At 73.6% G+C, this 24,369-nt stretch carries 21 protein-coding genes and 1 tRNA gene; 5 read left to right on the top strand and 17 right to left on the bottom strand.

Annotated features, from left to right (window positions below; genetic code table 11):
- Nucleotides 1–90: 90 nt before the first annotated feature.
- The 6 genes from ABTY15_RS22750 to rsmI all read right to left on the bottom strand — a co-directional run bounded on the left by ABTY15_RS22750 (nt 91) and on the right by rsmI (nt 6,133).
- The gene (locus tag ABTY15_RS22750; protein ID WP_350596979.1) at nt 91–1,017 is read right to left on the bottom strand and encodes a 4-(cytidine 5'-diphospho)-2-C-methyl-D-erythritol kinase; all 927 of its coding nucleotides are present in this window, start codon (nt 1,015–1,017) and stop codon (nt 91–93) included.
- Nucleotides 1,014–1,907 (bottom strand): 16S rRNA (adenine(1518)-N(6)/adenine(1519)-N(6))-dimethyltransferase RsmA, encoded by an 894-nt coding sequence (gene rsmA, locus ABTY15_RS22745; protein ID WP_350596975.1) that lies wholly within the window; start codon nt 1,905–1,907, stop codon nt 1,014–1,016. The genes ABTY15_RS22750 and rsmA overlap by 4 nt, the downstream gene beginning before the upstream one ends.
- 125 nt (nt 1,908–2,032) lie before the next feature.
- Nucleotides 2,033–2,905, bottom strand: a complete 873-nt coding sequence (locus tag ABTY15_RS22740; protein ID WP_350596971.1) for a TatD family hydrolase — start codon at nt 2,903–2,905, stop codon at nt 2,033–2,035.
- Entirely contained in the window at nt 2,905–4,524 is a 1,620-nt protein-coding gene (gene metG / locus ABTY15_RS22735; RefSeq protein WP_350596967.1) for a methionine--tRNA ligase, read from the bottom strand. Before metG ends, ABTY15_RS22740 begins: the two co-directional genes overlap by 1 nt.
- Nucleotides 4,525–4,602: 78 nt before the next feature.
- Nucleotides 4,603–5,028: a hypothetical protein gene (locus tag ABTY15_RS22730; RefSeq protein ID WP_350596962.1), complete on the bottom strand. Its 426-nt coding sequence runs from the start codon at nt 5,026–5,028 to the stop codon at nt 4,603–4,605.
- A 235-nt stretch (nt 5,029–5,263) separates the two neighbouring features.
- Nucleotides 5,264–6,133 carry a 16S rRNA (cytidine(1402)-2'-O)-methyltransferase gene (gene rsmI / locus ABTY15_RS22725; protein WP_350596959.1) on the bottom strand — a complete coding sequence of 290 codons (870 nt, stop codon included), beginning with the start codon at nt 6,131–6,133 and terminating at the stop codon, nt 5,264–5,266.
- Between the two features lie 106 nt (nt 6,134–6,239).
- On the opposite strand from rsmI, the gene ABTY15_RS22720 reads away from it, so the two are divergent.
- Together ABTY15_RS22720 and ABTY15_RS22715 are read left to right on the top strand one after the other, a co-directional pair.
- The gene (locus ABTY15_RS22720) at nt 6,240–8,051 is read left to right on the top strand and encodes a dolichyl-phosphate-mannose--protein mannosyltransferase (protein ID WP_350596953.1); all 1,812 of its coding nucleotides are present in this window, start codon (nt 6,240–6,242) and stop codon (nt 8,049–8,051) included.
- A 188-nt stretch (nt 8,052–8,239) separates the two neighbouring features.
- On the top strand, nt 8,240–10,015 hold the full coding sequence (locus ABTY15_RS22715) for a penicillin-binding transpeptidase domain-containing protein (protein WP_350596949.1): 1,776 nt from the start codon (nt 8,240–8,242) through the stop codon (nt 10,013–10,015).
- Between the two features lie 62 nt (nt 10,016–10,077).
- Here the strand turns inward: ABTY15_RS22715 and ABTY15_RS22710 are convergent, their stop codons facing one another.
- From ABTY15_RS22710 to ABTY15_RS22690, 5 genes are all read right to left on the bottom strand, one after another.
- Nucleotides 10,078–11,487, bottom strand: coding sequence for a glycosyltransferase 87 family protein (locus ABTY15_RS22710; protein WP_350596946.1), 1,410 nt, complete (start codon nt 11,485–11,487; stop codon nt 10,078–10,080).
- A 130-nt stretch (nt 11,488–11,617) separates the two neighbouring features.
- Nucleotides 11,618–13,126, bottom strand: coding sequence for an amino acid permease (locus tag ABTY15_RS22705; RefSeq protein WP_350596940.1), 1,509 nt, complete (start codon nt 13,124–13,126; stop codon nt 11,618–11,620).
- A 246-nt stretch (nt 13,127–13,372) separates the two neighbouring features.
- Nucleotides 13,373–14,881, bottom strand: coding sequence for a penicillin-binding transpeptidase domain-containing protein (locus ABTY15_RS22700; RefSeq protein ID WP_350596936.1), 1,509 nt, complete (start codon nt 14,879–14,881; stop codon nt 13,373–13,375).
- Nucleotides 14,881–16,230, bottom strand: a complete 1,350-nt coding sequence (locus ABTY15_RS22695; RefSeq protein ID WP_350596931.1) for an FtsW/RodA/SpoVE family cell cycle protein — start codon at nt 16,228–16,230, stop codon at nt 14,881–14,883. The genes ABTY15_RS22700 and ABTY15_RS22695 overlap by 1 nt, the downstream gene beginning before the upstream one ends.
- 97 nt (nt 16,231–16,327) lie before the next feature.
- Nucleotides 16,328–16,840, bottom strand: a complete 513-nt coding sequence (locus tag ABTY15_RS22690) for a DUF1269 domain-containing protein (RefSeq protein ID WP_350596927.1) — start codon at nt 16,838–16,840, stop codon at nt 16,328–16,330.
- 212 nt (nt 16,841–17,052) lie between these two features.
- Here ABTY15_RS22690 and ABTY15_RS22685 point away from each other — a divergent pair, with 212 nt between their 5' ends.
- From ABTY15_RS22685 to ABTY15_RS22675, 3 genes are all read left to right on the top strand, one after another.
- Complete coding sequence (locus ABTY15_RS22685) at nt 17,053–18,372, top strand: VWA domain-containing protein (protein ID WP_502893565.1); 1,320 nt, start codon at nt 17,053–17,055, stop codon at nt 18,370–18,372.
- 2 nt (nt 18,373–18,374) lie between these two features.
- Nucleotides 18,375–19,250 carry a peptidase gene (locus tag ABTY15_RS22680; protein ID WP_350596922.1) on the top strand — a complete coding sequence of 292 codons (876 nt, stop codon included), beginning with the start codon at nt 18,375–18,377 and terminating at the stop codon, nt 19,248–19,250.
- A gap of 92 nt (nt 19,251–19,342) precedes the next feature.
- Nucleotides 19,343–19,768: a universal stress protein gene (locus ABTY15_RS22675; protein ID WP_350596920.1), complete on the top strand. Its 426-nt coding sequence runs from the start codon at nt 19,343–19,345 to the stop codon at nt 19,766–19,768.
- A gap of 128 nt (nt 19,769–19,896) precedes the next feature.
- Here the strand turns inward: ABTY15_RS22675 and ABTY15_RS22670 are convergent.
- The 6 genes from ABTY15_RS22670 to glp form a co-directional block, all read right to left on the bottom strand.
- Nucleotides 19,897–19,970, bottom strand: a tRNA-Ala gene (locus tag ABTY15_RS22670).
- An 82-nt stretch (nt 19,971–20,052) separates the two neighbouring features.
- Nucleotides 20,053–21,144, bottom strand: coding sequence for a divisome protein SepX/GlpR (sepX, locus tag ABTY15_RS22665; protein ID WP_350596916.1), 1,092 nt, complete (start codon nt 21,142–21,144; stop codon nt 20,053–20,055).
- Between the two features lie 149 nt (nt 21,145–21,293).
- Nucleotides 21,294–21,902, bottom strand: a complete 609-nt coding sequence (locus ABTY15_RS22660; protein ID WP_350596912.1) for a GNAT family N-acetyltransferase — start codon at nt 21,900–21,902, stop codon at nt 21,294–21,296.
- A gap of 14 nt (nt 21,903–21,916) precedes the next feature.
- A complete protein-coding gene (locus tag ABTY15_RS22655) occupies nt 21,917–22,420 on the bottom strand; it encodes a MogA/MoaB family molybdenum cofactor biosynthesis protein (RefSeq protein WP_350596907.1) in 504 nt (167 codons plus the stop codon).
- Nucleotides 22,417–22,857: a cyclic pyranopterin monophosphate synthase MoaC gene (gene moaC / locus ABTY15_RS22650; RefSeq protein WP_350597003.1), complete on the bottom strand. Its 441-nt coding sequence runs from the start codon at nt 22,855–22,857 to the stop codon at nt 22,417–22,419. Before moaC ends, ABTY15_RS22655 begins: the two co-directional genes overlap by 4 nt.
- A 134-nt stretch (nt 22,858–22,991) precedes the next feature.
- A complete protein-coding gene (gene glp / locus ABTY15_RS22645; RefSeq protein WP_350596902.1) occupies nt 22,992–24,356 on the bottom strand; it encodes a molybdotransferase-like divisome protein Glp in 1,365 nt (454 codons plus the stop codon).
- Nucleotides 24,357–24,369: the final 13 nt, after the last annotated feature.

Here is a 24,369-nt window from a genome sequence, read left to right as displayed (position 1 = left end):
GCGTCACGTGAGCACCCCGGGGCCCGGCCCCGACCGACGCCAGCACCCCCGGCCCCGCCTACGCCAGCACCCCGCCCCCACGGGCCCGAGCTACGCCAGCACCCCAGCCCCCGGCACCGGCCCGTACGTGGCGTGCGCCGTACGGCAGGTACCGGAGGCGCGCAGCGCCTCGGCGACGGCGGCGGCCCCGTCCGCGTCCTTGGCGAGGAACGCGCAGGTCGGCCCGGAGCCGGAGACGAGCGCGCCGAGCGCGCCCGCCTCGGTGCCGGCCCGCAGGGTGGCGGCCAGCGCGGGCCGCAGCGAGAGCGCGGCGGGCTGGAGGTCGTTGGTGAGCGCGGCCGCGAGCGCGACGGCGTCGCCGTCGGCGAGGGCGGCGAGCAGCGCGGGCTCGGCGTCGGGCTCGGGGACGTCGGACTCGCCGGAGCCGGTGCCGGCCTCCTCCCGCAGCCGGTCGCACTCGCGGAAGACCGCCGGCGTGGACAGCCCACCGTCGGCAACCGCGAAGACCCAGTGGAAGGTGCCCTCGACGGGCAGCGGTTCCAGGATCTCGCCCCGGCCGCGGCCCAGTGCGACGCCGCCGAGCAGGGCGAACGGCACGTCCGACCCCAGCTCCGCGGCCAGCTCCAGCAGCGTCTCCATCGGGGTGTCGAGCTGCCACAGCGCGTCGCAGGCGACCAGGGCCGCCGCACCGTCGGCGCTGCCGCCGGCCATGCCGCCGGCGACCGGGATGGCCTTGGCGATGTGCAGGTGCACGCCGGGGTCGGCGATGCCGTGGTGGGCGGCGAGCAGCCGGGCGGCCCGGGCGGCGAGGTTGCTGTCGTCGAGCGGGACGACTCCGGCGTCCGGCCCGGAGCAGGTCAGCGTGACGCCCTCCCCGGCGGGAACCGGCGACGCCGTCACCTCGTCGCCGAGGGCGACGGCGAAGAACACGTTGGCGAGGCCGTGGAAGCCGTCGGCGCGCAGCCCGCCGACCCCCAGCTGGACGTTGACCTTGGCCGGTACCCGTACGGTGATCACGCTGCTCCGGCCTCCGGCTTGTGCTCGGCGATCGCGGCGAACTGTTCCACCGTCAGCATCTCGCCGCGCAGCTTGTGGTCGATCCCGGCGGCCGCGAGCGCCTGTTCGGCACCGGCGGGGGAGCCGGCCCAGCCGGCCAGGGCGGCCCGCAGGGTCTTGCGCCGCTGGGCGAACGCGGCGTCGACGACGGCGAACACCTCCGCGCGGCTGGCGGTGGTCTTCGGCGGCTCGCGGCGGATCAGCGAGACCAGCCCGGAGTCGACGTTGGGGGCGGGCCAGAACACGTTCCGCCCGATGGCGCCGGCCCGCTTCACGTCGGCGTACCAGTTGGCCTTGACCGACGGGACGCCGTACACCTTGTTGCCCGGCTTGGCGGCGAGCCGGTCGGCGACCTCGCTCTGCACCATCACCAGGGTGCGCTCGATGCTGGGGAAGGTGGCCAGCATGTGCAGCAGGACGGGCACGGCCACGTTGTACGGCAGGTTGGCGACCAGCGCGGTGGGCGCCGGGCCGGGCAGCTCGGTGACCTCCATGGCGTCGCTGAACACCAGGTCGAAGCTGTCGACCTTGCCGGGCATCCGGGCGGCGACGGTGTCCGGCAGGTGCTGCGCCAGCACCGGGTCGATCTCCACCGCGGTGACGTGCTTGGCGACCTCCAGCAGCGCGAGCGTCAGCGACCCGAGCCCGGGGCCGACCTCGACCACCGAGTCCTCGGCCGTCACCCCGCCCGCCCGGACGATCCGCCGCACGGTGTTGCCGTCGATGACGAAGTTCTGCCCGCGCTGCTTGGTCGGCTTCACGCCGAACGCGGCCGCCAGCTCCCGGATGTCGGCGGCGCCCAGCAGGTGGCTGTCGGCATGGCTGTCAGAGGTGGGGTCGGTGGTGCTCACGCGCCAAGGATACGGGCGCGAGCCGCACTCAGAGTTCGACGACCGCCGCGAGGTCGATCTCCACGGGGTAGGGCACCGAGGTGCGGAGCACCTTTTCGTGCTGGGCGACGGGCAGGTAGACGCCCTTACCCGAAGGCCCGGGCCGTGTTCGCCGCGATGGCTGCGGACAGCTCGTCCTCGTGCAGTCCCAGCGTCGCGGCCATCGACCGCACCGTGACCGGGATCAGGTACGGGGCGTTGGGCCGGCCCCGGTAGGGGTGCGGGGTGAGGAAGGGGGCGTCGGTCTCGACCAGGATCCGGTCGAGCGGGGTGACGGCGAGGGCGTCGCGCAGCGGCTGGTTGGCCTTGAAGGTGACCGGGCCCGCGAACGACAGGTACCAACCGTGCTCGGCGCACAGCTTCGCCATCTCGGCGTCGCCGGAGTAGCAGTGGAAGACCACCCGCTCCGGCGCGCCCTCGGCGAGCAGGACGGCGATGACGTCCTCGTGCGCGTCCCGGTCGTGGATGACCAGGGCTTTGCCGTGCCGCTTGGCCATCTCGATGTGGCGGCGGAACGACTCCTTCTGGATCTCCACGCCCTCCGGCCCGGTCCGGAAGTAGTCGAGCCCGGTCTCGCCGACCGCGCGGACGTGCGGCAGCGCGGCGAGCGCGTCGATCTCGGCGAGGGCGGCGTCCAGTGCGGCGGCGCCGCCCGCCGGGCGCCGCTGCCCGGACCAGCCGTCGGGGTCGCCGAGGTAGATCCGCGGCGCCTCGTTGGGGTGCAGCGCGACGGCGGCGTGCACCTGCTCGTACTGGGCCGCCAGTTCGGCGGCCCAGTGCGAGCCGGGCACGTCGCAGCCCACCTGGACGACCGTGGTGACCCCGACCGAGGCGGCGCGGGCCAGGCCCTCGGCCGGCGTGCCCGACTGCATGTCGAGATGGGTGTGCGAGTCGGCCACCGCCACCGCCAGGGGTTCCGGCAGCGGCGGCGGCGTGGCGCGGTCGTCCTTGGGAGACATCAGGCGGCGGGCTTCTCTTCGAGCCGCGGGAAGAGGATCTCGCCCTTGGTGACGGTGGCCCCGACGGGCAGCCGGCCCCAGTCCGCCACGGTGGCGATGGTCTGCTCGGACAGCGCGCCGAGGCCCTCGGCGGCGCCGAGCGAGGCCCACAGCTTCTCGGCGGTGGACGGCATCAGCGGGTTGAGCAGGACGGCGGTGGCGCGCAGCGCCTCGGCGGCGGTGTAGAGGATGGTGGCCAGCCGGGCGCGGCCCTCGGCCGAGTCGTCCTTGGCGACCTTCCACGGCTCCTGCTCGGTGAGGTAGCCGTTGACCTGCTTGACGAACTCGAAGACCGCCGCGATGCCGCCGGCGAAGTCCAGCTCCTCGCCGATCTTCTGGTCGGCCGTCTCGACGGCCTTGGTCAGCCCGTCGGCCACGGCCTGCTCGGCCTCGCCCGCGGCGGTGGCGGCGGGCAGCACGCCGTCGTAGTACTTGCCGACCATCGCGGCGACCCGGGAGGCCAGGTTGCCGAAGTCGTTGGCGAGCTCGGAGGTGTACCGGGCGGTGAAGTCCTCCCAGGAGAACGAGCCGTCGGTGCCGAACGGGATCGCCCGCAGGAAGTAGTAGCGGTACGCGTCCACGCCGAAGTGCGAGGTGAGGTCGGTGGGCGAGATGCCGGTCAGGTTGGACTTCGACATCTTCTCGCCGCCGACCATCAGCCAGCCGTTGGCGACGACCCGCTTGGGCAGCGGCAGCCCGGCGGCCATCAGCATGGCGGGCCAGATGACGGCGTGGAACCGCAGGATGTCCTTGCCGACGAGGTGGACGGAGGCCGGCCACAGCTCGGCGAAGCGCTCCGGGTCGCTGCCGTAGCCGGCCGCGGTGATGTAGTTCTGCAGCGCGTCGACCCACACGTACAGGACGTGCTTCTCGTCCCAGGGCAGCGGTACGCCCCAGTTGAAGGTGGAGCGGGAGATCGAGAGGTCCTTGAGGTCCTGCTCGACGAAGCGCAGCACCTCGTTGCGGGCCGAGGCGGGCTGGATGAAGTCCGGGTTGGCGGCGTAGAACTCCAGCAGCTTCGGACCGTACGCGGAGAGGCGGAAGAAGTAGTTCTCCTCCTCCAGCCACTCGACCGGGCGCTTGTGCACGGCGCAGAGCTTCTCGCCCTCGGTGGCGCCGTCGAGCAGTTCGCCGGGGAGCTTGTACTCCTCGCAGCCGACGCAGTACGGGCCGGAGTAGCCGCCCTTGTAGATCTCGCCCTTGTCGAACAGGTCCTGGACGAACTCCTGCACCCGGGCGGTGTGCCGCTCCTGGGTGGTGCGGATGAAGTCGTCGTTGGCGATCTCCAGGTGCTGCCAGAGCGGCTTCCAGGCCTCCTCGACCAGCTTGTCGCACCACTCCTGCGGGGTGACCCCGTTGGCCTCGGCGGTCCGCAGGATCTTCTGACCGTGCTCGTCGGTGCCGGTCAGGTACCACACCTTCTCGCCGCGCTGGCGGTGCCAGCGGGTGAGGACGTCGCCCGCCACGGTGGTGTACGCGTGGCCCAGGTGCGGGCGATCGTTGACGTAGTAGATCGGAGTGGAAACGTAGTACGCGGGGGTGGTCGCCCCGGTGGTGCTGTGGTCTGCAGTGGCCGCCATGGTCGGCAAGCTTAGTCGCGTACGGGGGCCGCCCTCGACCGCGTTTCACGGAGCGGCCCCCGGCGTGCGCTCCCGGTGTCAGCCCAGCAGCCGCGACCAGAACCGGGCCCAGCGTCCGCGCGGCTCCGCGGGCTCCGGCACCGGGGGCGCCCCGGCCGGCTCGGCGTGGGCCGAGTAGCCGGGCGCGTGCTGCCAGGGCTGGTCGGCGACGGCCGCCCGGCCCTCGCGCATGATCCGGACGGTGTGTCCGCCACACCCCGGGCAGGTCGGCTTGAGCAGCGGGGACGGCACCCGGACGCCGTTGGCGTGGTACTCGAACACGACGTGCCCGTCCCGGGCCACGTGGTGCTCGATGTCGTACGCCTGCTCCCAGGCGTACCCGCACTTCAGGCACGCGAAGGAGTAGGCCTCCCGGACGGTCTCGACGGGAGTGTGCGGCCGGCCGGTCAGGCCGGGGTCGCTCAGCGCGTTGCCACCGCGAGGGTTACCGACGATGTCGCTCATAGTCGTCTCCCAGCGCCCGCCGGGCGCTCGCCCGGCTGGGTCTTTCCTTCCCAGGAAATGCCCGGACCGCCCCGACCGATGCCGTGCTTGTGAAGACTTGGACGCGGATTGGCGAGCCCTATACGAAGGGCCGGATCCGCTGCGGAATCCGCGGTCGAAGCTTCAGCTCAACGGGTGTTTACCGGGGCCTTCACTCCAAGGTACGCGTCCCCACCGGTCCCGCAACCCCCGGATTTCACCCCTTTTTCGGCCCCCCGTCCAGGCCCTCCTTCTTCGCCGCGACCACCGCGTCGAACACCTCCCGCTTGGGCAGCGAGAGTTCCACGGCGACCGCCGCGATGGCCTCCTTGCGGCGCTCGCCGGCCTCCTCCCGGACGGCCACCAGCCGGGCCAGTTCGGCGGGGGTGAGCTCCTGCGGCGCGGCCGGCGGGGCGCCCGCGACGACGACGGTGATCTCGCCCTTGACGCCCTCGGCGGCCCAGGCGGCCAGTTCGCCGATCGGCCCGCGCTTGACCTCCTCGTAGGTCTTGGTGAGCTCGCGGCAGACGGCGGCGGGCCGGTCGGCGCCGAAGGCCTCGGCCATCGCGGCGAGCGCCTCGGCGATCCGGTGCGGCGCCTCGAAGAAGACCATGGTGCGCGGCTCGGCGGCGATGCCGGCGAGCTGCCGGGCCCGGTCGCCGGTCTTGCGCGGCAGGAAGCCCTCGAAGGTGAAGCGGTCGACCGGCAGCCCGGAGAGCGCGAGCGCGGTGAGCACCGCGGACGGCCCGGGCACCGCGGTGACCTTCACGTCGGCGGCGACGGCCGCGGCGACCAGCCGGTAGCCGGGGTCGGAGACGGAGGGCATGCCGGCGTCGGTGACCAGCAGCACCCGGGCGCCGCCGAGCAGCGCCTCCACCAGTTCGGGCGTGCGGCCGACCTCGTTGCCCTCGAAGTAGGAGACGACCCGCCCGGCTGGGGTCACCCCGAGCGCCTGGGTGAGCCGGCGCAGCCGCCGGGTGTCCTCGGCCGCGATGACGTCCGCGGTGGCGAGTTCGGTGAGCAGCCGGGGCGGGGCGTCCGAGACGTCGCCGATGGGGGTGCCTGCGAGAACGAGTACTCCTGTCACGGGCCCCATCCTTCCAGCAACCGGCGGCCGGGGGCTTTTGGTGACGATTCGGGCAGCTTCGGAGGGAGCGGTCCGACGCCTGGGGTGCGCCCCTACGATGTGGCGGATGAACGGCGACACGGCGGCACGCACGCCCACTGGTACAGACCACACCGCGCAGGGTGGCCTCGGCCTGGCCGATCTGCCGACCGCGGAGGCCCCGGCGCCCCGCGTACCGGAGCCGGCGGACGCCCCGACCGGGTGGCGGCAGCGGCTGGCCGGGTTCGGCTACACCGCCCGGCCGACGGTCCCGCTCGCCGACCGCCTGGTGCCGCCGATGCCGGACGGCCCCGGGGTGACGCCGGCGGTGGTGCCCCCGTCGCCGCTGCTGTCCCGCCTGGGCATATCCGTGCCGGCCGGCCTCTGGACGTTCCTGTGCCGCTGGGCGGGCTGGCTGGGCCCGCTGGCGGTGGCGCTGTTCGCCGGGATCCTCCGGTTCACCAACCTCGGCCAGCCGCACGCGATCATCTTCGACGAGACCTACTACGCCAAGGACGCCTACGCGCTCTGGCACGGCGGCTACGAGATCAACTGGCCGGACGGCGCCAACGAGAAGATCATGACGCCGGGCGAGCCGGTCCCCTACCGCGCGATGGCCTCGTACGTGGTTCACCCGCCGGTCGGCAAGTGGATCATCGGCTTCGGCGAGGTCCTGTTCGGCATGAACCCCTTCGGCTGGCGGTTCGCGGTTGCCCTGCTCGGCACCCTGTCGGTGCTGATGGTGGCCCGGATCGCCCGCCGGCTGTTCCGCTCCACCCTGCTGGGCTGCGTGGCCGGCCTGCTGCTCTCGGTGGACGGCCTGCACCTGGTGCTCAGCCGCGCCGCGCTGCTGGACCTGGTGGTGATGTTCTGGATCCTCGCCGCCTTCGGCTTCCTGCTGCTGGACCGCGACCGCACCCGGGCCCGGCTGGCCCGGCTGCTCGACGGGGTGGAGAACGCGCAGCTCGCGCAGCGGGTGAACCTGGGCTGGCGCCCGTACCGGATCGCGGCCGGCGTCTGCGTCGGCCTGACCTGCGCCACCAAGTGGAGCGGCCTGTACGTGGCGGCGGCCTTCGGCACCATGACGGTGCTCTGGGACGTCGGCGCCCGCCGCCTGGCCGGCGCGCCGAACCCGTACCTGGCGGCGCTGCGGCGGGACGTGGTGCCGGCCTTCGTCTCGATCGTCGTGCTCTCGGTGGTCGTCTACCTGACCTCCTGGTGGGGCTGGTTCGCCAGCAGCAACGCGCCCGGCCAGGGCGGCTGGGGCCGCGACTGGGCGGTCGGCCGGTCCACCGACTACCCGTGGATACCCGAGGGGCTGCGCGCCCTGTGGCACTACCACTCGACGGTCTACGAGTTCCACACCCACCTGAGCGACCCGCACACCTACCAGTCGAACCCGTGGAGCTGGCTGGTCCTGGGTCGGCCGGTCTCCTTCTACTACGAGTCCCCCAAGCAGGGGGCGAACGGCTGCACCGCCGTCGAGTGCGCCCGCGAGGTGCTGGGCATCGGCACCCCGCTGCTGTGGTGGGCGGCCGTGGTGGCGCTGGTGTACTGCCTGTGGCGCTGGGCGGTCCGGCGGGACTGGCGGGCCGGCGCGCTGCTGTGCGGCCTGGCGGCCGGCTACCTGCCGTGGTTCGCCTACCAGCAGCGGACGATCTTCCTGTTCTACGCGGTGGTCTTCGTGCCGTTCCTGGTGCTCGCGGTGACGATGCTGATCGGCGCCCTGATCGGGCCGCAGGGCGTCTCCCGGGAACGCCGGATCATCGGCTCCACGGCGGCCGGCCTGCTGGTCCTGCTGATCGTGTGGAACTTCCTGTTCTTCTTCCCGCTGTTCACCGGGCAGACCATCCCGATGAGCGACTGGCGGCAGCGGATGTGGTTCAACAGCTGGATCTGACCGGGCCGGGGTCCGGAACACCGGACCGGGCGATCGTCCGTATGCGGTGCGCGACACGTACCAGATCCGTCACAACTGGCGGGCGTTTCGTCGGCGTACCGATGAGGGCTGCCTAGGCTGGGGGCCGAACCGCGTTTCCGGCCCCTGCCGGTTGCGCCCCGCCGCCAGACCCTTGGGGGAGCAGCACCATGCGCAGAGGCGCGAAGATCGGCATCATCAGCGGCGTGTCCGTCGCCGTGCTCGCGGGCGGCGGCTACGGCGCGTACAGCCTGGTGGGCGGCTCGGGCTCCGGGAAGTCCGACGAGAAGAAGCCCCGCACGGTGGTCGCCGAACCCCCTTCGGCCGAGCAGGCGGCGAGCGGCGCCAAGGACTTCCTGGCGGCCTGGGCGGCGGGCGACCTGGACAAGGCGGCCGCGCTGACCGACGACCCGGCGGCGGCGACCACCGCGCTGGCCGCCTTCCGGGACCAGGTGAAGCCGAGCGCGCTGACCCTGACCCCGGCCGGTCCGGCCACCCCGCAGGCCTTCGCCTCGGCCACCGGCACCCCGAGCCCGGCCGGGACGGCCAAGCCCTCCGCCGGCGCCTCGGCCACCCCCGCGGCGACCGGCACCCCGGGCGCCACCGACACCGCCTCCCCCTCGGCCCCGGCCGGCCCGGCCGGCGTGCTGATGGGCTTCAAGGCGCGCGCCGAGTTCGCCGGCACCAACCGGGTCTGGGACTACAACGGCTTCCTGAGCGTCGTGAAGATGAGCGACAACACCCCGGCCGTGCACTGGGCGCCGACGGTGCTCCACCCGCACCTGAACGGCAACGAGACGATCGCCACCCAGCAGGTCTTCTCCACCTCGTCCATCGTGACGGACCGCAACGGCAAGCCGCTGCAGGGCGCCTCGATCACCCCGACGCTGCTCACCGCCCTCCAGGACAACGCCCACAAGCTGCTGCCGCCGGACCCGAACAAGGACCAGGACGCGGGCAGCGCGGTGGTGATCACCGACCCGGCCAGCAAGACCACCGACAAGCTGTTCACGATCGTCGAGCCGAAGCCCGCCAAGCCGTTCAAGACGACGATCGACAACGCGATCCAGGCCGCCGCCGAGAAGGCGATGACCGACCTGGGCGGCAAGTCCGGTTCGATCGTGGCGATCGAACCGAGCACCGGCCAGGTGCTGGCCTTCGCCAACGGGCCCGCGACCGGCCAGAACCGGGCCTTCGTCGGCATGCTCGCCCCCGGCTCGACGATGAAGATCGTCAGCTCGGCGGCGCTGCTGGAGGCCGGGGTCAACCCGGACACCGTGGTGGCCTGCCCGGAGAAGAGCGGCAACGCCCAGGCGATCCCGAACTCCTTCCCGGGCGCCTTCCCGAACAACACGCTCCAGGACGACTTCAAGATGTCCTGCAACACGGCCTTCATCAACCAGGGCCTGGCCAGCCTGAAGCCCGACTCGCTGTCCGCCACCGCCAAGGACGTCTTCGGCATCGGGCTGGAGTGGAAGACCGGCCTGCCGAACGTCGACGGCAAGGTGCCGTCCCCGGGCGGCAACAAGGACGAGCAGGCGATGAACTACATCGGCCAGGGCAAGGTTCAGATGAACCCGCTGGCCATCGCCTCGATCACCGCGACGGTGCAGAGCGGCGAGTTCAAGCAGCCGGTCCTGGTCGCCGAGCTGCCGCAGCAGAAGGCCGCCCGCAACCTGTCCGCCGACGCGGTCGGCAAGCTCCGCGGCATGATGGCGGCCACCGCCCAGGGCGGTACCGCCAAGGACGTGATGGCCGGCATCACCGACAACGCGGGCGCCAAGACCGGCTCCGCCGAGGTCGCCGGCATGGCCGTCACCAACAGCTGGTTCACCGCCTACCGCGGCAACATCGCGGTGGCCGCCGAGGTCCAGGGCGGCGGCCACGGCGTGGACGCGGCCGGCCCGGCCGTCGCCTCCCTCCTCAAGGCCTTCGGCAACCGCTGATCCGGCCCGCCCCGCCCCGCCCGGAGGCGAGCGGGCGAGTAACGTGCCCGCTCGGCCTCCGATCAGTTCAGGGGCAGGGCGGGCTCCGGCCGTTCCGGCCGCAGGTGCGGCGGGGCCGGGCGCTTGCTGCTCCACCGCCGGGCCGCCAGCCGCGGCCAGATCACCAGGACCACCGGCAGCGCCAGGTACCCGAACCGCCCGGCCGGGGCCAGCATGAAGGCGATCGTCAGCCCGGCGGCCAGCAGGTCGGCGGCGGCGATCGCGGACACCGGCGGCCGGGCCAGCAGCCAGATCGCCACCCCGATCCCGCCGGTGGTCATCAGCGCCAGCGAGACGGAGTGCCCGGTCGGCCCGAAGCCGGCCAGCACCTTGCCGGGCAGCGGGCTGCCGGCCGGGGTGCGGATCGCGGTGAGCCCGAGCGGGAAGCGCACCACCTGTTCGCGCAGCGCGTCCGCCCGGGTCAGCGCGGAGGGCAGGATCACGGCCAGGCCGGCCCCGAGCGCGATCAGCGCGGTCCGGGCGGCCGGGCGCCGCCCGTACAGCCGCCAGAGCAGCAGCACGGCCACCGGCAGGGCGGGCCAGGCGGTCCACTTGAGGGTGCAGGCGAGCGCCAGCACCAGCCCGGCGCCGACGGTGCGGTCCCGTTCGGCGAGCGCCATGGCCAGGCAGCAGACGCCGATCAGCGGCAGGTCGACGCCGCCGACCGCCAGGGCCAGCGCTATCAGCGGCGAGGCGGTGAGCACGGCCAGCGGCAGCAGCGGCGCGCGGTCCCGGGAGGGCCGCAGCAGCCGCCAGCTGGCCAGCAGGCAGGCGAGGAAGGTGAGGGCGAACCAGATCCGGGCGTCCCCGGCGACCCGGGTGAACGCGGTCCCGTCGCCGAGCAGCTGGCGCGGCATCCCGAACAGGGTCATCGCCGGCAGGTACGGGTTGTAGTCGGTGACCACCACCGGGTGCGGCAGGTACGGGCTGCCGGTGGTGAGCAGCAGGTGCGCCGAGCGTTCGACCACCATCACCTCGGACTGGTGGCGGCCGTGGACGGCGAGGAGCGCGAGCGGCACCAGGACGGCCCCGAGCAGGGCGACGGCGGCGGCGGCGCGGGCCGCGAAGCGGCGCGGCAGGGTCAGGCAGAGCAGCCCGGCCAGGGCGTAGGAGGGGGCCGCGACGAGGCCCCAGAGGCGCTGGTTGGGCAGGTCGGAGACGAGCGGGAAGGCGGCGGCCCAGCCGGCCGCGATCAGGCAGCCGAGCAGGTGGACGCTGCGGAGCGTGGCGAGGTGGGCGGGATTCAGCCGATCGGGCGTGGGCGGAAAGGTGCTCTCGCCACGCTGGCGGGGGAACGGTCTGCTGGAGAAGCCGCGGGGCGCCCGCCCCGATCCGGGCGGCGGTCCGGCGGCGGTCTGGGGGGCCGGCGTGCCGGAACGGCCGGTGAAGCGGCCGCGCGGGCGGGAGAAGCCGGACGTGCGGGTGCTCACCATGGTGGAAGGTTATGGGTGGCGGCGGCGCCCTGTCGCCATGGCGTACGGCACGGTGGGTGAGGTGGCACGAAAGGGGCCGCCGAGTGTCGTACCGATCGGCGGCCCCTCATGTCCGGAAATCCCGTCCGGCTCAGCTGGTCCGGCTGTCGACGGGGGCATCCGTCGACTCGGCCGGCTGCTCCGTCTGCTGCTGCTCCAGCTTGGAGTGCTTGATGCTGTAGCCGAAGTAGACGATCACGGCGACGGCGAGGGCGACCGCCCCGGCCTCGAAGGTGTCGGCGTGCAGGCCCTTGATCAGGTAGGCGCAGAAGCCGATGCTCAGCAGCGGCACCACCGGGTAGCCGGGGACCTTGAAGCCGCGCGGCAGGTCGGGCTGGGTGCGGCGCAGGACGATCACGCCGATCGAGACCACCGAGAAGGCGATCAGGGTGCCAAGGCTGGTGATGTCGGCCAGGACGTCCAGCGGCACGAACGCGGCCAGCGCGCCCACGCCGAGGCCGACCACGATGGTGTTCCAGACCGGGGTGCCGGTGCGCGGCGAGAGCTCGGCGAAGCGCTTGGGCAGCATGCCGTCGCGGCCCATCGAGTACAGGATGCGGGTCTGGCCGTAGATCACCACGAGGGTGACGCTGAAGATCGAGATGATCGCGCCGACCGCGAAGATCATCGCGGGCCAGCTCTGGCCGGTGATGTCCTGGAGGATCTGGGCGAGCCCGGCCTCCTGGCCGTCGAACTTCTCCCACGGCTGGGCACCGATGCCGGCCAGCGCGACCAGGATGTAGAGCAGGGTCACCACGACCAGCGAGATGATGATCGCCATCGGCATGGTGCGGCGCGGGTTCTTGACCTCCTCACCGGCGGTGGACACGGCGTCCAGGCCGATGAACGAGAAGAAGATGCTGGACGCCGCCATCTGCACGCCGCCGATGCCGAGCGGCATGAACGGGGTCAGGTTGCCGGAGTGGAAGCCGGTGAGCGCGACGCCGACGAACAGGATCAGGATCAGGATCTTGATCGCGACCATGGCCGCGTTGACCTTGGCGGACTCGCTGACGCCGCGGACCAGCAGGATGCAGATCATGGCGACCAGCAGCAGCGCCGGCAGGTTGAACCAGTGGCCGTCGCCGGGGGCGCCGGAGAGCTGCTCGGGGATCTTGAACCCGAAGGCCAGGTCGAAGAACTTGTTCAGGTACTCGGCCCAGCTGACCGCGATCGCGGAGGCGGAGACGCCGTACTCCATGAGCAGGCAGATGCCGACGCCGAACGCCACGCCCTCGCCGAGGGTGGCGTAGGCGTAGGAGTACGAGGAGCCGGAGACCGGGATCGCGGAGGCCATCTCGGCGTAGCAGAGCGCGGTGAGTCCGGCGGTGATCGCGGCGATCACGAAGGACAGGATGACGGCCGGACCGGCCGAGGGCACCGCGGTGCTGAGCACGAAGAAGATACCGGTGCCGATGGTGGCGCCGATGCCGATCGAGGACAGCTGCCAGAGGCCGATCGAGCGACGCAGGTGGATGCCGGAGCGGCCGCCCTCCTCGGGCGCGCCGGCGGGCAGGGCGTCGTGGCCCTCGCTCTCGGCGATCAGTGTCGAGACGGGCTTGCGTCGCAGCAGACGCGCGCCGAGGGTGTTGCTGGCCAAAGCGGGGGTCCTTCTAGGCGATGGAGGGTGTCCTAGCGGCCGGTCACCTCTGATTCATGGGGTGCGATCAGGGACCAACCGAACAAACATGGGACAGTACCGCGCGAAGGCACCAGTGTCGCAAACGAACAGTCTTGATGCGCGCATTGTACGAATCGGCGCATATGCCTGTACAAACCGGACACTTCGCAACCGGCAGTTCGACCGCCGAGCAGCTAAAGCCCCAGCTCAGCGGTGCTGCCGGGGTCAGCGACCGAGCACCGCCCGCATCACCGAGCGGGCGATCGGCGCGGCCAGCGCGCCCCCCGTGACGTCCGTGGCGGCACTGTCCGCGACCACCACGGCCACCGCCACCGGCGGCACCGCGTCCGAACCGGCCGGCTTCGCCCAGGAGACGAACCAGGCGTACGGCGTCCCGCTGTTGTCCACCCCGTGCTGGGCGGTGCCGGTCTTCCCGCCGACCACCGCCCCGGCGATCCGGGCGCTGCCGCCGGTCCCCTTCTCCACCACGTCGGTCATCAGCCGTTGCAGCTGCCCGGCCACCTCCGGCGACACCGCCCGCCGGTACACGGCGGGCTTCAGCTGCCGCACCACCGTGCCGTCGCTCCGCGTCAGCCGGTCCACCAGCTGCGGACGCATCACCGTGCCGTTGTTGGCGACCCCGGCCGCGACCATCGCCATCACCAGCGGGGTGGCCGCCGTGTCGAACTGCCCGATCGAGGAGAGCGCCAGCTGCGCCTGGTCCATCCGGGTGTCGAAGTTCGACCGGGCCGGGCGCACCGGCATGTCCAGCCGGGCGTCGTTGAAGCCGAAGTCCGCGGCCGTCGCGGCCATCCCGGCCAGCCCGGTCCGCACCCCGAGGTGGCCGAGGACGCTGTTGCAGCTGTGCACCATCGCGGCGTCCAGCGACAGCCCGGGCCGGTCGCAGGCCGTGGTGTCGTTGACCAGCGGGGTGGTCATCCCGGGCAGCACGTACGGGTAGGGCGCGGTGGTGGGCGCGTCGACGTCGGTGACCACCCCGGCGGAGAGCGCGGCCGCCGCGGTGACCACCTTGAAGGTCGAGCCCGGCGGGTAGGTCTGGCGCAGCGCCCGGTTGAGCATCGGCTGGTCCGGGTCGGCCTGGAGCCGGTTCCAGGCCGCCTGGTCGGCCCCGGAGGAGCCGGCGAAGCTCCCCGGGTCGTAGGACGGCGTGCTGGCCAGCGCCAGGATCCGGCCGGTGGCCGGCTCGATCGCGGCGACCGCGCCCTGCTGGCCGCCGAGCCCGCGCATCGCGGCCTCCTGGGCGGCCCGGTCCAGGGTGGTGTGGACGTCCCCGCCGGGGTTCTGCTTCCGGGCGACGGCGTCCCGGAGCGCGAAGTCGGCCAGCCGGGGATCGGTGCCGGTCAGCAGCTCGTCCTCGGTCCCCTCCAGCTGGGTGTTGCCGTACGCCTGGGAGGAGTAGCCGGTGACGGCCGCGTACAGCGGGCCGTCGGCGTAGGTCCGCTTGTAGTCGTAGCGCCCGCCGGTGGGCGCCGAGCCGGTCACGGTGTCCGCGCCGACCAGGATGTTGCCGCGCGGCCGCGCGTAGCGCTCGATGACGGGCCGCTGGTTGGCCGTGTTGTGGTCGAGCTCCCTCGCCTCGAACACCTGCACCCGGGTGGCCTGCACGCACAGCGCCGCGATCAGCAGCAGGCAGAAGGTGCCCGCCCGGCGGCCGGTGACCGAGATCCCCGGCAGCCCCTGCGGCCCGTTCCCCGACGTGCGCGGCCGCGCCATCACGCCTCCCCCGCCGGCCGGCGCCGCGCGCTGTCACTCATCCGCACCAGCAGCGCCACGATGATCCAGTTGGTCACCACGGAGGAGCCGCCCTGGGCGACGAACGGCAGCGTCATCCCGGTCAGCGGGATCAGGTCGAGCACCCCGCCGGCCACCACGAACACCTGGAGGCCGACCAGCGCGGCCAGCCCGATCGCCAGCAGCCGCCCGAACGGGTCGCGCAGCGCGATGCCCGTCCGGATCCCCCGGGACACCAGCAGCGCGTACAGCAGGAACACCGCGATCAGCCCGGTCAGCCCCAGCTCCTCGCCGATGGTGGCGAGGATGAAGTCCGACTTGGCGGCGAAGCCGATCAGCACCGAGTGCCCGTTGCCCAGCCCGGCGCCCAGCTCCCCGCCCCAGGCGAAGGCGAACAGCGACTGGGCGATCTGGTTGGCGCCCCGGCCGGCGGCGATCGAGCCGAGCGGGTCCAGCCAGTCGTGCACCCGGCTGTGCACGTGCGGCGAGAGCCAGCCCACCGTCACCGCCCCGACCGCCGCCAGCAGCAGCCCGATCGCGATCCACCCGGTGCGTGCGGTGGCCACGTACAGCATCACCACGAACAGCCCGAAGAACAGCAGCGAGGTGCCGAGGTCAGTCTCCAGCACCAGGACGCCGACGAACGCGGCCCAGATCAGCAGCACCGGCCCGAGCACCCGCCCGCGCGGCAGCTGCCAGCGCCGGACCCGGCGGCCGGTGAGCGCCAGCGCGTCCCGGTGCACCGCCAGGTAGGCGGCGAAGAAGACGGCCAGCAGGATCTTGGCGAACTCCCCCGGCTGGAAGGAGAGCGGCCCCAGGGTGATCCAGATCCGCGAGCCGTACACCGGTGGGAAGAAGATCGGCAGCACCAGCAGGACCAGCGCCGCCAGCGCCCCGAGGTAGGCGTACCGCTGGAGCCGCCGGTGGTCGCGCAGCAGCACCAGCACCGCGCAGAACAGCCCCACCCCGAGGGCGGACCACAACAGCTGGGTGGCGGCCGCCCCGGGGCCCGGGGCGGCCCGGTCCAGCCGGTAGATCACCACCAGCCCGATCCCGTTCAGCAGCACCGCGATCGGCAGCGGCAGCGGGTCCGCGTACCGGGCCCGCCACCGGACGACGGCGTGCGCCAGCAGGGCGAGCACCCCCAGCGCGACGCCGTACTCGGCCGCGTCGGCCGGGACCTCGCCGTCCAGCTCGACGCCGACCCCGGCGTAGCCGAGGACGGCGATCAGCACGGCGACCAGCACCAGCACGAGCTCGGTGGTGCGCCGGGTCGGCACCGGCCGGGTCGGCCGGGCGGCGGTTCTCGTCTCGGCGGAGGGTGTCGCCACGGACCGTCCTGGGGGTCGCGGGTTTGCCCGGGCGGGGATGCCGGCCGGGGCGAACCGCAGGGCCGGTCCGCCCCGACCTGAGCGGCTGGTCGCAGGGTCAGGCGGAGGCCGGCGCGTCGTGCGTGCGGGCCGCCTCGACGGTGGCCTTCAGCTCGGCCTCGGCGGCGGCCGACAACGAGGTCTGGATGATCTGGCCGCCGTAGCGGGCCAGCGCGGGCACGACCTTGTCGGCGGTGGCCTTGCGCACCAGCAGGAAGACCGCGGCGGTGCCGGGCTGAAGGTGCTCGCCGACCTCGCGCATGAAGTTGTCGTCCACCCCGATGTCGGTGGCGGCGCCGACCGCGGCCCCGGTCGCCCCGCCGACGGCCGCGCCGAGGAACGGCATGAAGAACAGCAGCCCGATGACACCGCCCCACAGCGCGCCGCTGGCGGCACCCGCGCCGGTGGTGCTGACCTGCTGGTGCAGCTTGATCTTTCCGTCGTCGCGGCGCTCCACGACGACCACGTCCTCCAGTTCGATCAGCTTCTGCTTCTGCAGGCCGATCGCTTCCTTGCGCACCGCCTGCGCGGTGGCGAGGTCCGGGTAGGCGATCGCGAAGAGGTTGCTCACTGCGGGTCCTTCCAACGAATCGGACATGCCGGCCGGGTCCGGACGCCGACGCCCGTGCCCCGATTCGTCACCCTAACGAGCACTATCCATAGGGATTGACTCTTCGCCACGGTGTGTCCGGTATTGCCGGATCGTCCGGCCGCCGGGCCAAGCGCCGGACCGGCCTCCCACTCGTTGGCCATGGCGAACTGATGATCCCTAGGATCTGCCGCGTGACTACCGGACGACGACCACACACCAGGCTCGGCGGCCTGCTGGCCGCCCTGGCGATAACGGGCGCCTCGCTGCTCCTCGGCCTGCCCGCCCACGCCGACGAACCATCAGCAGGCTCCGCCGCGCCCAAGGAGGCCCCCCGGGTCGATCTCGTCCTGGACGTCAGCGGCTCCATGAACGAGCGGGACATCCAGGGCAAGAGCCGGATCTCGGTGGCCCAGCAGTCGCTGAACGACGTGATCGACGCGCTGCCCGCGGAGACCGAGTTCGGCATCCGCACCCTGGGCGCGAACTACCCCGGCAACGACAAGAACCAGGGCTGCCAGGACACCAAGCAGCTCTTCCCGGTCGGCAAGACCAACAAGGTCGAGGCCAAGACCGCGGTCGCCACCCTGCGGCCCACCGGCTGGACCCCGATCGGCCTGGCCCTGCGCGGCGCGGCCCAGGACCTCGGCAAGGGCGAGACCACCCGCCGGGTGGTGCTGATCACCGACGGCGAGGACACCTGCACCCCGCCCGACCCGTGCGACGTCGCCCGCGAACTCGCCTCCCAGGGCATCCACCTGGTCGTCGACACGCTCGGCCTGGCCCACGACGACAAGACCCGCCAGCAGCTCACCTGCATCGCCAACGCGACCGGCGGCACCTACACCGACGTGCGCACCCAGGAGCAGCTCACCGACAAGGTGAAGCAGCTGGTCGACCGCTCCAACGACACGTACACCGTCACCCCGGTCAAGACCGCGGGCACCGACAAGTGCGAGAACGCCCCGGTGCTCGCCCCGGGCGTCTACAGCGACCGCGAGAAGTTCTCCGAGCACCGCGTCTACAAGGTCCCGGTCAAGTCCGGCCAGGAGCTGCGCGCCTCGGTCAGCGTCGCGCTCGACCGCGCGGTCGCCCGGGACTACGGCGTCCTGCTCCAGGCCACCAGCGCCACCGGCCAGGAACTGGTCCGCGGCACCGACGCCGGCAGCGGCCGCACCGACCTGATCTCCACCGGTCTGCGCTGGTCCACCGACGACTCCAAGGGCTACGTCGCCAAGAGCCCGAGCTCCGCACCGAGCGCCAAGCCGGAGACCACCGTCTGCCTGGTCGTCAGCAACTCGCTGGCCCCGCAGGCCGGCGTGCAGGCCGACCCCGGCCTGCCGATCGAGCTGACCGTCGACCTGGCCTCCGCCTCGCCCGCCCCCGAGGGCGCCGCGATGGGCCTCGGCCGCGGCTGGATCCTGCTGCTCACCCTCACCCTGGCCGGCCTGGTGTTCGGCCTGCTGTTCGGCTGGATCGCGCGCTGGCGGATCGCTGTCTGGCGGGAGAACTGACGATGCGTACGAGTCCTCGCGGCACCCTCGCCGCCCTCGCCCTGCTGCCCGCCCTCGCGCTGGGAGCCCCGGCCGCCTCGGCCGCCTCGCCGACCCCCTCGGCGAGCGCCGGCGGCGCGCCGGCCCCGGCCACCAAGGCCGGCACGTCCTTCCTGACGGCGGTCAACCTCTCCCCCGGCCAGGACGCCAACGTCGCCGCCTCCACCGGCGACTACCTGTACTGGGCGTTCGGCGCCTCCGAGGGCCAGACCCCGACGATCGGCCTGACCGTCAACCTGGCCCCCGCGACCGACCGGCACGGCCCGCAGACCTGGTCCGTGGAGGTCTTCGACGGCCTGCGCCGCCGCCAGTCCTGCACCGCCGGCACCCAGAACGCCACCGGCGACCAGAACACCGCCTCGCTGGCGCTGAGCTGCACCCTGCGCGAGGTCCGCTCCTGGGCCGAGCCGTGGTCCGGCGACCCGCTGCCCGGCACCTACTACGTGAAGCTGTCGGTCAGCGACGTCCCGCAGCCGGACCTCGGCCTCGCCACCTCCGTCCAGCTGCACGTCACCGCCAAGGGCGACGCGGACAACGCCCAGCCGGAGGGCGGCGAGCTCAAGGCCCCGCTGGTCCCGCCGACGGGCGGCGGCGCGAGCACCGCCAAGGCGGCCGCCCCGGTCGAGCCCGAGGAGCACTGGTACACCGGCTGGTTCTCCGGCTGGAACAGCCGCTGGTACTGGACCATCGGCGGCGGCTTCCTGGCCGCCCTGGCGGGCGTCCTGGGCTACAACCTGACCCGGCACCCGCACGGCCGCCGTCCGGCCCGCTACGGCGCCGTCCCGCCCCAGTCCGGCGCCCCCCAGCCCGGCCCCTACGCCGGCTCCGACCGCCCCTGACCCACCCCGTGCCCGGATCGAGGGCCGGCCGGACCACCTCCGGCCGGCCCTCAGCCGTTTCCGTCCGGCGCCCACCGGCCTACCCTCGAACCATGCCCCGGCAGCCCGACGGCAGGATCGTGGTCGGCGTGGACGGCTCGCCGCCCTCTCACGCCGCGCTGCGCTGGGCGAGCCGCCTGGCCGCCCTCACCGGCGGCCCGCTGGAGGCGGTGGCCGTCTGGGAGTTCCCCGGCCTCGACGGCCCGTACGGCCTCGTCCCGCCCGTCCTGGACGGCTTCGGCCCCGAACGCCGCGCCGCCGAGATCCTGGACGAGACCCTGGCCCGCTGCCCGCTCCCGGTCCGCCGCCGCCTCAAGGCCGGCCCGCCGGGCCCCTGCCTGGTCGCCGCCGCGACCGGGGCCGCCCTGCTGGTGCTCGGCAACCGTGGCCGCTCCACCCCGCCCGAGGCCCCGCTCGGCACCGTCGCCCAGTACTGCCTCCACCACGCCCCCTGCCCGGTGGTGGTCGTCCGCGACTGACCGTCAGAGCACCTGCCACCCCCGGCGTGACGCTCGTCACACGGCCAACTCCCGCCCCCTCCGGCCGGGTTGCCGCCACAACGCAGAAGCCCCGCCCGGTCTCTCGACCGGGCGGGGCCCTTGTTGGGTGGAGCTGAGGGGATTCGAACCCCTGACCCCCTCGATGCGAACGAGGTGCGCTACCGGACTGCGCCACAGCCCCAACGAGAAGAAACTCTAGCACCTTTCGGAGGGGGTCTGTGACCACCCCCCGGGACCCGGTGCTGGTCGGGGGCCGGAGGGGGTCACTCGTTGGCCGCGCGGGGCCGGCTCTCGGCGGCCGGCGGCTCGGCGTACTGGTCGAAGAGCGGGGTGCTGCGGGACTCGGCCGGGCGGCCGGCGGTCCAGGTGCCGGGGGCCGACAGGTCGAGGCCGCGGGAGACCCGGGGGGCGACCGGCGCGGTCACGTAGGTCGGCAGCGGAACGGGCACCGGTTCCCAGGAGTCCGGGCCGGCCGCACCGCGCTCGCGCATGCCGTCGACCCACTCCTCGTGCTCGGTCGCCTCCGCCACCGCCGAGGCGGACGGCACGGACCCGGCCCCCTCCTCGGGGTCGACGGCCAGCCGCAGGTGCGGACGGCGCCCGGGCCGCGCCTCGGCGCCGTCGGCCGCCGGGACCCGCTCCGGGGCCTGCGCCGGGGCGGCCGGGGCCGGTGCGGCGGCCCGCTCGGCCGCGCGGGCCTCGGTGCGCTGCTGCTCCCGCTGGCGCAGCCGCTCGGCCGCCTGGGCGGCCCGGGTCCGGTCGAGCTTCACCTCGTACCGCTGGCGCTCCAGCTTGCGCAGGTGGCCGATGTAGAGGGTGAGGAGGACCGCCGGCACCGCCGGGACCCAGAGGAAGGCCAGTCCGGCCACCGCCGCGACCACCGCGCCGAGCGCGAAGGCCAGGAAGAGGACGGTGACCATGCGGCGCCGGCGGGCCAGCAGCCGCGCCCGGCGCTCCACCCCGCCCCGGGACGCCCCGGCGGGGCGCCCGTCGCCGCGGACCGCCCGCTCGGGCGCGGGCTCCATCACGGGCTCCGGGACGGACTCCGCCAGGGGCTCCGCGCCGGGGCCGTCCGGCCCCACCGGGTCGCCGGCGGCCGCGGGGTCGCCGAAGGCGGCCCCGTCCCGTCCGGGAGGGCCGTCGTCACTCTGCTCGTCGTCACGCGGTTCGTCGCCCAGGGCCCGGGCTGCCCGCCGCTCCAGCGCCGAACGCCCGGCCAGCAGGCGGATGGCGGTGCTGAAGCGTTCCGTCGGGCGCGCCTCGTTGAGTTCGTCCTGCCTGCGGAGCCACATCGGCACCAGATAGGCGGCCCAGGCCCCTACGATGACGGCGTAGATAAGGCCGCTACTGCTCACGATTCACACCGTACGGGCGCCGGGAAGACCTGGCAGCAATTTGGCACGGCGTGTCGTGTGATCAAGCTGATTCTCCGACTATTTTGCCGGTATTTGTGCCTGTCCGTCGCCACGACGATGCCATATCGATATTTGATTCGAACATATATTCAATTACCTGGCTCGCGGCCGGAACTGAGCGCCCGCCAGCGTTCCAGCATCCCCTCCGGAACCTCCTCGGCGGTGAGCGCGTACACCAGGTGGTCCCGCCAGTCGCCGTCGATGTGGAGATAGCGCGGACGGATTCCCTCCGAGCGGAAGCCGAGCTTTTCCACCACCCGCCGGCTCGGGCCGTTCTCCGGCCGGATGCAGACCTCGATCCGGTGCAGTCCGAGGGTCCGGAAACAGTGCTCGACCGAAAGCGCCACGGCGGTCGGCATGATGCCCCGCCCGGCCACCGCCTCGTCGATCCAGTACCCGACGTTCGCCGAGCACATCGACCCCCAGGTGATGCCGCCGACGGTCAGCTGACCGACCAACTGGCCCTTGTAGAGCACCACGAAGGGCAGCATCCGCCCGGCCGAGGCCTCGCCGCGCAGGAAGCGGACCATCTGCCGGTACGTCGGGCGGGGGCCCGCGGCCTGCCCGGCCGGTCCGGGCGGCACGGTGGCCTCCCAGCGGCGCAGCCAGTCCCGGTTGCGCCGGCTGACCTCCTGCCACTCACGCTGGTCGCGGGCCCGGATCGGGCGCAGCACGACCTCCCCCTCCTGGAGCTCCACCGGCCAGCCGGCGTTCAGTGCGCTCTCCCGGAGGCCGGTGCGTCGGGCCGGGGGTGGTCCCCGCCGCCGAGCTGGTCGACGGCGTGGGCGAGCAGCGGTTCGAGGACGGCCAGGCCGTCCTTCACACCGCCGGTCGAACCCGGCAGATTGACGATCAGGGTGCGCCCGGCCAGGCCGGCCAGCCCGCGGGAGAGCGCCGAGGTCGGGACCTTCGCGCGACCGTGGGCGCGGATGGCCTCGGCGATGCCGGGGATCTGGCGGTCGATCACCCGGGCGGTCATCTCGGGGGTGAGGTCCATCGGCGAGATGCCGGTGCCGCCGGTGGTGAGGACCACGTCGTAGCCCGCGGCGACGGCCTCGCGCAGGGCGGCCTCCACCGGTTCGCCGTCCGGGACGACCCGGGGGCCGTCGGCGGTGAAGCCCATCGCGGTCAGGCCGGCCACCAGCAGCGGGCCGCCCTTGTCCTCGTACACCCCGGCCGAGGCCCGGTTGGACACCGTCACGGCGAGCGCCTTCACGCTTCCACCTCCGCCGCGAACCAGTCGCCGCTCTTGCCGCCGGTCTTGCTGAGCACCCGGACGGACTCGATGGTGGCGCCCTTGTCCACCGCCTTGACCATGTCGATGACGGTCAGGCCGGCCACCGCGACGGCGGTCAGCGCCTCCATCTCGACGCCGGTGCGGTCGGCGGTCTTCACGGTGGCGGTGATCTCCACCGCGTCGTCGGCGACCGTGAGGTCGACCTTGACGCCGGAGACGGCGATCGGGTGGCAGAGCGGGACGAGGTCGGGGGTCTTCTTGGCCCCCATGATCCCGGCGATCCGGGCCACCGCGAGCGCGTCGCCCTTGGGCACGCCCTCGCCGCGCAGCAGCTCGACCACCTTCGGGGAGACCTTGACCCGGCCGGCCGCGACGGCGGTGCGCGCGGTGGTGGCCTTCTCGGAGACGTCGACCATCCGGGCCGCGCCCTGGTCGTCGACGTGGGTGAGGCGGTCGCCGGGGGGAGAGGTGGTCACGGGTGGCTCCAGGGGCGCGCAGGTCGAATACCGCGCTACCGTACCCCTCCCCCGGGCCCGGACGGGTGCAGGGCTCAGCCCCCGAGCAGGACCACGTCGACCTCGCTGCCGGCGGGCAGCTCGGTGACGGACTCGGGGACGGTGATCAGGCAGTCGGCCCGGGCCAGCGCGCCGACCAGGTGGGACTCGGCGCCGCCCACCGGCTCGACCGTGCCGTCGGCCGCCGAGTAGCGCCCGCGCAGGAACTGCCGGCGCCCGGCCGGCGAGCGCAGCGCCGCCGGGCAGACCGCGCGGACCACTGGGCGGTGGACGTCGGCGGCGCCGAGCATGGTGCGGATGACGGGGCGGACGAAGAGCTCGAAGGAGATGTAGGCGCTCACCGGGTTGCCGGGCAGGGCGAGCAGCGGCACGCCGTCCGCGCCGCCGATCCGGCCGAAGCCCTGCGGCTTGCCGGGCTGCATCCGCAGCCGCCGAAACTCGACACCAGCGGCTCCGCCGCGGGCCCCGCCCCCGTAGGACTCGAAGACCTCCTTGACCACGTCGTACGCGCCGACGCTGACCCCGCCGCTGGTGACGATCAGGTCGGCCCGGCCGAGCTGGTCCTCCAGGACGGCGCGCAGCCGGGCGGCGTCGTCCGGCACCCCGCCGACCCGGTAGGCGATGGCGCCGGCCTCCTGGGCGGCCGCGGTGAGGGTGAAGCTGTTGGAGTCGGAGATCTGGCCCGGTCCGACCGGCTCGCCGGGCTGGACCAGTTCGCTGCCGGTGGACAGCACCACGACCCGGGGGCGCGGGCGGGCCTTGACGGTGGCCCGGCCGATCGCGGCGAGCAGGCCGAGCTGGGTAGGTCCGAGGCGGGTGCCGGCCTCCAGGACCGTGGCGCCGGCCGCGACGTCGCTGCCGCGGCGACGGATGTGGGCGCCCTCGGCGACCGGGCGCAGGACGCGGACCTCCTCGTCCTGGACGGGGGCGGTCATCGCGTCGGCGGCCTGGCCGGTGCCGCTGCCGCCGTCGGTCCACTCGACCGGGGCGACGGCCTCGGCGCCGGGCGGGACGGGGGCGCCGGTCATGATCCGGGCGGCCTGGCCGGGCCCGACCCGGGGCAGGTCACCGGCGCCGGCCGCGATGTCGCCGACCACCGAGAGCACCGACGGGTAGGTGTCGGTGGCGCCGTCGGTGTCGGCGGTGCGCAGCGCGTAGCCGTCCATCGAGCTGTTGTCGAAGGGCGGCAGGTCGCCGCCGGCGACGACGTCCTCGGCGAGCCGGCAGCCCTGGGCGTCGAGCAGTCGGAGCTCGATGGCGGGCAGCGGGCCGACCGCGGCCAGCACGTCGGCGAGGTGCTCGTCGACCGTCCAGAGGCGGCGAGCCGCCGGCGCCTGGTCCGCGGACCCCTCGCAGCAGGCTGCGGCGGGGCTGTTGCTGTGCTCCGTGGACCCGGTCATCGGCGGCTCGCTC

The sequence above is a fragment of the Kitasatospora sp. NPDC097643 genome (genome assembly GCF_040302625.1).
In the GTDB taxonomy this organism is placed as follows: Bacteria; Actinomycetota; Actinomycetes; order Streptomycetales; family Streptomycetaceae; genus Kitasatospora.
This window is presented reverse-complemented; position numbering and strand designations above follow the sequence as displayed.